The organism is Reyranella sp., from assembly GCF_036558665.1.
Taxonomy (GTDB): Bacteria; Pseudomonadota; Alphaproteobacteria; order Reyranellales; family Reyranellaceae; genus Reyranella.
In genome coordinates this window covers 1-8,074 of the sequence record NZ_DATBFE010000187.1, presented here as the reverse complement: position 1 = coordinate 8,074, position 8,074 = coordinate 1, and the positions used below count along the sequence as shown (strand labels likewise).

Annotated in this window: 6 protein-coding genes; 4 read left to right on the top strand and 2 right to left on the bottom strand. The window is 65.5% G+C overall.

The genetic code is table 11. The features are described 5' to 3' along the window. Together VH499_RS26095 and VH499_RS26090 are read right to left on the bottom strand one after the other, a co-directional pair. On the bottom strand, positions 1-980 hold a 980-nt coding region (locus tag VH499_RS26095), incomplete at its 3' end, for an isopenicillin N synthase family dioxygenase (protein ID WP_332055707.1). Between the two features lie 111 nt (positions 981-1,091). After that, positions 1,092-2,726 (bottom strand): 3-(methylthio)propionyl-CoA ligase, encoded by a 1,635-nt coding sequence (locus tag VH499_RS26090; protein WP_332055706.1) that lies wholly within the window; start codon positions 2,724-2,726, stop codon positions 1,092-1,094. A gap of 181 nt (positions 2,727-2,907) precedes the next feature. Here VH499_RS26090 and VH499_RS26085 point away from each other — a divergent pair, with 181 nt between their 5' ends. The 4 genes from VH499_RS26085 to VH499_RS26070 all read left to right on the top strand — a co-directional run. Further along, positions 2,908-4,875: a mechanosensitive ion channel family protein gene (locus VH499_RS26085; protein ID WP_332055705.1), complete on the top strand. Its 1,968-nt coding sequence runs from the start codon at positions 2,908-2,910 to the stop codon at positions 4,873-4,875. Positions 4,876-4,903: 28 nt separating this feature from the next. Then, positions 4,904-5,854 (top strand): aldo/keto reductase, encoded by a 951-nt coding sequence (locus VH499_RS26080; RefSeq protein ID WP_332055704.1) that lies wholly within the window; start codon positions 4,904-4,906, stop codon positions 5,852-5,854. 22 nt (positions 5,855-5,876) lie between these two features. Then, a complete protein-coding gene (locus tag VH499_RS26075; protein WP_332055703.1) occupies positions 5,877-6,959 on the top strand; it encodes a rhodanese-like domain-containing protein in 1,083 nt (360 codons plus the stop codon). Between the two features lie 162 nt (positions 6,960-7,121). Next, positions 7,122-8,074, top strand: a 953-nt coding sequence (locus VH499_RS26070; protein WP_332055702.1) for an acyl-CoA dehydrogenase family protein, incomplete at its 3' end; no start/stop codon positions are given.

Below are 8,074 nucleotides of genomic sequence, written 5' to 3'. Positions count from 1 at the left end.
TCGGCCGCCTGCGCTTCGTTCAGAACGTCGTAGTTCCGCTTCTGATACCAGATCATGTAGTCGGTATAGTAGGTCGTGGGATACTTCGGCGGCCGGTCTGGCCCGACCGTCGTCGGCACGGCAGCGATCGGCCAGTCGATGTTGCTGTCGCAGAAGAAGGGAAGGGCGTAGCGCTCGCCGCCGCTTCCGTTGATGGCGCGGTGCGGGGTCGCCAGGAAATAGTCGTTGGTCCAGCGCTGCAGCATCTGGCCACCGTTCACGACATAGGCGTCGGGAATCGCCGGCGCATCGATCCACTTGCCGCTCTGGGTGCGGATCGAGAGACCGGGGATGTCGTTGGGCGCGAGCAGCGTGAGGAAGCTCGTATCGGTGTGCGGAGCCAGACCGAATTCGTCAACCGCGGGACCGTCCTGCGGCGGATAGTGCGTCATGCGCAGCGAGAATTGCAGGTCGCGAAACGCGGTATCGAAGTATTCGGCGGGCAGGTCGAGCGCGCGGGCATAGAGGCGCACCATTTTCCGCACCAGCCGTTCGAGATCGTTGCAGTAGTCGATCACGATCTCGCGAAAGCCTGGCAGGTCGGGCCAGCGGTTCGGCCCACGGTAGCGCCGATTGGCGAGCACGTCGGGATGATCGGCCGGCAACTCGCGCTTCACGAAGAAGGCTTCGTTGAGGTTGGGCTTGGTGTTGGTCTGGACGGTCGAGGTGCGCAGCGTGTTGCCGCGCATCGGCAGGTAGCCGGTGTTGTGGTTGTCGAGCTTCAGCGCCAGCTTCTTGCCCAGCGGTTGGGCATGGAACCGCTTCGCCTCGGCGAAGACGCCACGGATCTTGTCCGGCGCGATGCCGTGGTTGACGATGAAGTAGAAGCCGATCTCGGTGAGGGCAAAATGAAGTTCCCTGGCCGTCCGGTCGAGCGCGCCGGGTTCGCCGGCCAAGTAGGGACCAAGATCGACGACGGGAATGGTTTCGGTGGCGGCCATGACGCGCGCTCCTTCTGGCACGGAGGCCAATGGTCCGATGCAGGAAAACGATAGGCTGCAAAAGCGTACCGGTCCACCGTCGGCACGGCGCAATTTCGCGGCGCGCGTGGCCTAGCCGGCGGTGGGCAGCTTGTAGTTCCGGAAGTCCTCGCGCAGGCGGGTCTTCAGGATCTTGCCCGTCGCGGTGTGCGGAATCGCTTCCACGAACTGCACATCGTCGGGCAGCCACCATTTGGCCACCCTGGAGCCCAGGAAGTCCATCAGCTCGTTCTTGTCGAGCGCGGCGCCGGGCTTCCTGTGGACGATCAGAAGCGGCCGTTCGTCCCACTTGGGATGGGCGACTCCGATCACGGCCGCCTCCGCGACCGCGGGATGCGCCATCGCCGCATTCTCGAGATCGATCGAGCTGATCCATTCGCCGCCCGACTTGATCACGTCCTTCGACCGGTCGGTGATCTGCATGTAGCCGTCGGGATCGAGAGTCGCGACGTCGCCGGTGGCGAACCAGCCCTCCTGATCCAGGATGCCGCCGCCCTCGCCCTTGAAGTAGCCGCACGTCACCCACGGCCCGCGCACCATCAGATCCCCGAACGCCGTGCCATCGCGCGGCAGTTCCTTGCCGTCGCCGCCGACGATCTTCATCTCGACGCCGAAGGGCGGACGGCCCTGCTTCAGGCGGACGTCGAGCTGTTCCCGGTGCGAGAGCTTCAGATGCTTGGCCTTGGGATGGTTGATCGATCCGAGCGGGCTCATTTCGGTCATGCCCCAGGCGTGAAGCACCTCGACGCCGTATTCCCTGTCGAAGGTCTCGATCATGGCCGGTGGCGCGGCCGAGCCGCCGATCACGGCATATTTGAGGGTCGAAGGCTTGAGCTTGTTGGCCTGCATATATTGCAGCAACGCCAGCCAGACCGTGGGCACGCCGGCCGTGAAGGTGACGCCTTCCTGCTCGAACAGCTCATAGAGGCTCGCACCGTCGAGCGCGACGCCGGGAAACACCAGCTTCGCTCCGACCATGACGGAGCTGTAGGGCAAACCCCAGGCATTGACGTGGAACATCGGAACGACCGGCAGTACGACCGAACGCGCCGAAAGGTTGGCCATGTCCGGCAGTGCCGCGGCATAGGCGTGCAGGATCGTCGAGCGGTGGGAATAGAGCACGCCCTTGGGATTGCCCGTCGTGCCCGACGTATAGCACAGTGAGGAGGCGGTGCGCTCGTCGAACAGTGGCCATTCGTAGGTGCCTGCCTTGTCGGCCAGCAGCTCCTCATAGACCAGCAGGTCGGGAATGCCGATATCCTTCGGCAGATGCACGCGGTCGGTCATCGCCACGACGTGCCGCACCGTCTTCATCTGCGGCAGGAGCTTCTCGACCGCCGGCAGCAGATTGATGTCGACGAAAAGGAGCCGATCCTCGGCGTGGTTGACGATATAGACGATCTGCTCGGGAAAGAGCCGCGGATTGATCGTATGGCACACCGCGCCCATGCCCGAGATGCCGTAGTAGAGCTCGAAATGGCGATAACCGTTCCAGGCCAGGGTGCCGATGCGCTCGCCCGCCTTGATGCCGAGTGCCAGCAGGGTCTCGGCGATTTTCTTCGCCCGCATGCGGGCATCGCGATAGGTATAGCGGTGGATGGGGCCCTCGAGCGTGCGCGAGACGATTTCGGTGTCGCCGTAGTTCAGCGCCGCATGCTCGATGAGTTGCTGGATGAGAAGCGGGCGGTCCTGAATGAGACCGAGCATCGGACCCCTCCTCCGGGATTTCGCGGTTGCCTTGTTGTCACCGGACCCTAGCAGACCGGCCGACTGCTGCCAGCGTCCAAGCCGCCGCAGAGGTGACGGCCACTGGCACGGCCCGCGGTTCTGGCCTACCGTTCAGCAAGGGCGGAGGCTGATCAGGACGATGGTCCGGAAGTTGGCAGTCATGGCAGGCGCTGCGGCCGCGTTCGTGGTCGGGCCGGCAGGTACAGCGGGGGCGCAGGTCAGCAAGGCCTTTGGCACCAACGGAACGCTGGGAGCCTTCCTGAGCCAGCTGTCCGACCGGCTCGAGCATACGATCCAGCATATTCCCAAGCTTGGTCGGTATTTGCTCGCCCTGCCGGAACAGTTCGATCTGCGCACGACGCTGTTGCTGATCGGCATCGTGGCCGGCGGCTTGGCAGCGGAATTCCTCGTCCGTCAGGTCCTGCAGCGGCTGCGCCACCGCGGCTTTGCCCGGCATTCGACTGAATCGCCCCTGCGGGCGTTTTTGCACGGCGCTTTGCTCGATGCGGTCGCGTTCCTCGTCCTGGTGGTGGCGGCGCGCTACATCGCCGGCGAGGTCGGCCCTCCCGACACGGTGCCGGGCAAGGTCGCCCATCAGGTCCTCGTCGCGCTGCTCTACTGGCGCGGCTTCAATTTCGTGTTCCGGACCTGGCTGCATCCGGACGCGCCGGAGGGCCGCATCGCCCCGGTCGACGACACAACGGCCCGCCGCCTGCTGCTCGGCATGAACGTGGTCATCCTGCTGCCCATGCTGGCGCGGCACATCGTGCAGTTCATGGCCGTGACCCAAGCCGGCTCGAACGTGATCTCGACTGCGGTCGTGCTTTACGTTCCGGTGCTAGGGGCGGCCCTGATCTACGCCATCTGGCACTGGCGCCGGGACATGGCGGCCTGGTTCACCGGAATGGTGCGGGAGAACGACCTGTTCCGGGCGCTGAAGCTCGCCATGGCGAAGGAATGGTGGATCGCGGGCATCGCCTTCTACACTGTCTCGGCGTCGGCCGCGGTCTATGCGGCGATAACCGACCGGGCAGCCGCCATGCACGGCCTCGCCGGCGTCGAGTCGATGTTGATTCTGCTGCTGCTGCTGGAGACGCTCGTCCATCGCCGCACGCGCCACCTGCCGACGGAGGTGCCGACGGTGGGCGAGGTGATGGCGGCCTGCCTGCGGTTGGCGGTGCGGCTGCTGGTGATCGTCGTCGCCGTGCAGGGCATCCTGATCGACGTCCTGGGCATGATGTCGCCCGAGGAATGGGAACCGCACGAGCGCGCGATCAAGCTCGCGGCGATCACGACCTTCCTGATCTATGCGCTGTGGCGGTTCGTGAAATTTCGCATGGACCGCTACATCGCCGACAACCCGCTGCCGTCGGCGGGATTCGGCGGCGACGCGGCCGACAATGGCGACCTGCCACCGGCGGCATCGCGGCTGCGCACCATCATGCCGGTCCTGCGGGTGACTGCCGGCATCGCGATCCTTATCCTGGGCGGCCTGCTGGTACTGTCCGAGCTCGGGATCAACATAACGCCGCTGATCGCCGGCGCTTCCGTGCTGGGGCTCGCGGTGTCGTTCGGCAGCCAGTCGCTGGTGCGAGACATCGTTTCTGGCATCTTCTTCCTGGCCGAGGATTCTTTCCGCGTGGGCGAGTATATCGACGCCTCCAAGGTCAAGGGCACGGTCGAGGGCTTCTCGATCCGCTCCATCCGGCTGCGCCACCAGAACGGCCAGCTTCACATCGTGCCGTTCGGCCAGCTTCTCCACGTCACCAACTTCAGCCGCGACTGGACGACGGTGAAGTTCAACCTTGCCTTTGCCATCAACACCGATGTCGAGCTGCTGCGCAAGACGGTGAAGAAAATCGGGCTCGAGATGATGAGCGAGCCGCAGTTCCAGAAGGAGCTGCTGCAGCCGCTCAAGATGCAGGGCATCGTCGACATCAAGGACGCGTCGCTAATCGTGCGCTTCAAGTTCACGGCTCGGCCCAAGAATCCCAGCCTGATCCAGCGCACCGCCATCCGGCGCATGTTCGAAGCGCTGCCCAAGCTCGGCATCGAGTTCGCGCGACCGCCTTACGCCGCTTTGGGCTTCGGCGGTCTGGATCCCGCTGCCCGCGCCGCCGCCCAGTAGTATCGCTAGCTTTCGAGGAGGGAACGCCATGGAAAAGCGCAGGCTCGGCAAGTCGGGAATCGAGATCGCCCCCGTCGCGTTGGGCGGCAACGTGTTCGGCTGGACGGCCGACGAGACGACGTCCCACCGGTTGCTCGACGCCTTCGTCGATGCGGGCTTCTCCTTCATCGATACCGCCGACGTCTATTCCCGGTGGGCGCCCGGCAACAAGGGCGGCGAGTCGGAAACGGTGATCGGAAACTGGCTGAAGAAAGACCGGAGCAAGCGGGACAAGATCGTGCTCGCCACCAAGTGCGGCATGGCGCTGCCCTCCAGGGCGCTGTCACGTTCGCATATCGTCGAATCGGTGGACGCCTCGTTGAAGCGGCTCAACACCGACCGCATAGATCTCTTCCAGTCGCACAAGGACGACCCGGACACGCCGCAGGAGGAAACGCTTTCGACTTATGCCGAGCTCGTCAAGGCCGGCAAGATCGGCGCGATCGGCGCTTCCAATTTCGAGGCGCCGCGGCTTGCCGAAGCGGCGAAGCTCGCCAGGGACAAGGGGCTGCCGCGCTACGAGAGCCTGCAGCCGCACTATAACCTGATGGAGCGCGGGCTGTTCGAGGGCGCGCTCGAGAACGAGTGTCTGAAGGAGGGAATCGGCGTGATTCCCTACTATTCCCTGGCCAGCGGCTTTCTCTCGGGCAAGTACCGCTCGGAGGCCGATCTCGGCAAGAGCAAGCGCGGCGCCGGCGTGAAGAAGTACCTGAACGACAAGGGCCTGGCCGTGCTGAAGGCGCTCGACGCCGCGGCCAGGAAGCACAATGCCAGCGACACGCAGGTCGCCCTGGCCTGGCTGATGCAACGGAAATCCATTACCGCGCCGATCGTGAGCGCGACCAGTCTCGACCAGCTCAAGGAACTGGTCGCCGCCCCTCGCATCAAGCTCGACGCCGACTCGGTGGCCGCGATCGACAAGGCGAGCGCACCAGGCTAATCGCGACAAGGGGAAGGGGCCAATGCTCGTCTTTCGCCAGCTCTTCGATCCGACCTCGTCGACCTATACCTATCTTCTCGGCGATCGCGCGACCGCCGAGGCCGTGCTGATCGATCCCGTCTTCGAGCAGGTGAGACGCGATGCGGCGCTGATCGCCGAACTTGGCCTCAAGCTCCAATGGACCCTGGAGACCCATGTCCATGCCGACCATGTGACCGGCGCCTGGCTTCTCAAGAACCGGCTGGGCAGCCAGATTGCGCTCGCGGCGGCGGCGGGCGCCGTGGGAGCCGACCGCCTGTTGCAGGACGGCGATCACGTGAAGTTCGGCAAACGCACGCTCGAGGTGCGGGCGACGCCCGGCCACACCAACGGCTGCCTCACCTACGTGCTCGACGACGAGAGCATGGCGTTCACGGGCGACTGCGTGCTGATCCGCGGCTCGGGGCGTACCGACTTTCAGCAGGGTGATGCCCGCTCGCTCTATCGCTCGGTGCGCGCGCGCATCTTCTCGCTGCCCGATTCGTGCCTGCTTTATCCGGCGCACGACTATCGCGGCCTCACCGTCACCAGCGTCGCCGAGGAGAAGACGCACAATCCGCGTCTGGGCGGCGAGGCTGGCGAGGCCGACTATGTCGGCTACATGAAGAACCTCGACCTGCCGCATCCCAAGAAGATCGATGAAGCTGTGCCAGCAAACCTGCGTTGCGGGCAGCCGGGCAACGATGCTGGAGCCGCCTCGCTTGCGGCCGATCCGGATTGGGCCCCCCTGCGCTTCACCTTCGGGGGCGTGTGGGAGGTCGAGCCGCATTGGCTCGAGGAGAATCTCGGCGCCGTGCAGGTTCTCGACGTGCGCGAGCCCGAGGAATTCGCCGGACCGCTCGGCCACATCCGGGGCGCTACCCTCATGCCGCTGGGCCAGCTCGCCGCGCGGGCCAAGGAACTGCCCAGGGACAAACCGGTCGTCGCGGTGTGTCGGGCTGGCAGCCGCTCGGCCCATGCCACCGCCATCTTGCAGAAGGCAGGGTTTACCGATGTCGCCAACCTGCCCGGCGGCATGTTGCGCTGGCGCGGCGAGGGCCGCGGCGTCGAGGGTGGCGCCGTCTGAACCTGTAGGCGAATTTGAGCCCCTGTCGGGCGAGTCGGTCGCGGTTCGCTGGCGCTTGCGGCCGACGATTAAATTCCCGTTGTGTGTGGTCAGTCACAGTAAGCCTCGCCGGCCGGACCTAGGGTCCGGTCCGGAACCGACGATGGTTCGCAGGAGGTAAAGATGGATACCATGATCGCAGGCTATCGTGTCCTGGCGGACGACATGCTCAGAAGCTTTGCCGAGCGGGTGGGTGCGTACGACCGCGAGAACCGGTTCTTCAAGGAGGACTTCGAGGACCTGAAGCGCGCCGGCTATCTCACGATCTGCGTCCCCAAGGAGATGGGCGGCAAAGGCCTTTCCCTGGCCGAGGTCTGCCACGAGCAGCGGCGGCTCGCCTACTACGCTCCGGCGACTGCGCTCGGCATCAACATGCATCTCTATTGGGTGGGACTTGCCGCCGATCTCTATCGCGCCGGCGACCGCTCGCTCGAATGGATGCTGCGCGAGGCGGCGGCCGGCGAGGTCTTCGCCGCGGGCCATGCCGAGCGCGGCAACGACATCCCCGTCCTGCTCTCCACCGCCCAGGCCAAGAAGGTCGACGGCGGCTTCACCTTCACCGGCCGCAAGATGTTCGGCAGCCTGGCGCCGGTGTGGACCCGCTACGGCCTGCACGGCCTGTGGGCCGACGCGCCGGGCGGTCCCAAGGTCGTGCACGGCTTTCTGCCGCGCAACGCCAAGGGCTATCGCATCGTCGAGACCTGGGACACGCTCGGCATGCGCGCCACGCGCAGCGACGACGTGCTGCTGGAAGGTGCTTTCGTGCCCGACAAGTACATGGCGCGCACCCTGCCCGCGGGCGGCGCCGACGCCTTCATCGTCGCGGTGTTCGCCTGGGCGCTGATGGGCTTTGCCAATATCTACTGCGGCATCGCCCGGCGCGCCTGCGACCTCGTGCTGCCCACGGTCAAGGGCAAGAGCTCGATGGGGCTCACCCGCAGCATGGCCTATCATCCGGGCGTCCAGCACGGCGTCGCCGAGATGGTGATGGCGCTCGACACGATCGCTCCCCTGCTCGACCACGTCGCTACCGAATGGTCGACCGGCGTCGACCATGGTGCGGCCTGGCCGGCCAA

Coding starts and splice junctions, on each gene's coding strand:
- VH499_RS26085 (WP_332055705.1), top strand. CDS start 2,908: ATGGCAGGCGCTGCGGCCGCGTTCGTGGTCGGGCCGGCAGGTACAGCG.
- VH499_RS26075 (WP_332055703.1), top strand. CDS start 5,877: ATGCTCGTCTTTCGCCAGCTCTTCGATCCGACCTCGTCGACCTATACC.
- VH499_RS26080 (WP_332055704.1), top strand. CDS start 4,904: ATGGAAAAGCGCAGGCTCGGCAAGTCGGGAATCGAGATCGCCCCCGTC.
- VH499_RS26090 (WP_332055706.1), bottom strand. CDS start 2,726: ATGCTCGGTCTCATTCAGGACCGCCCGCTTCTCATCCAGCAACTCATC.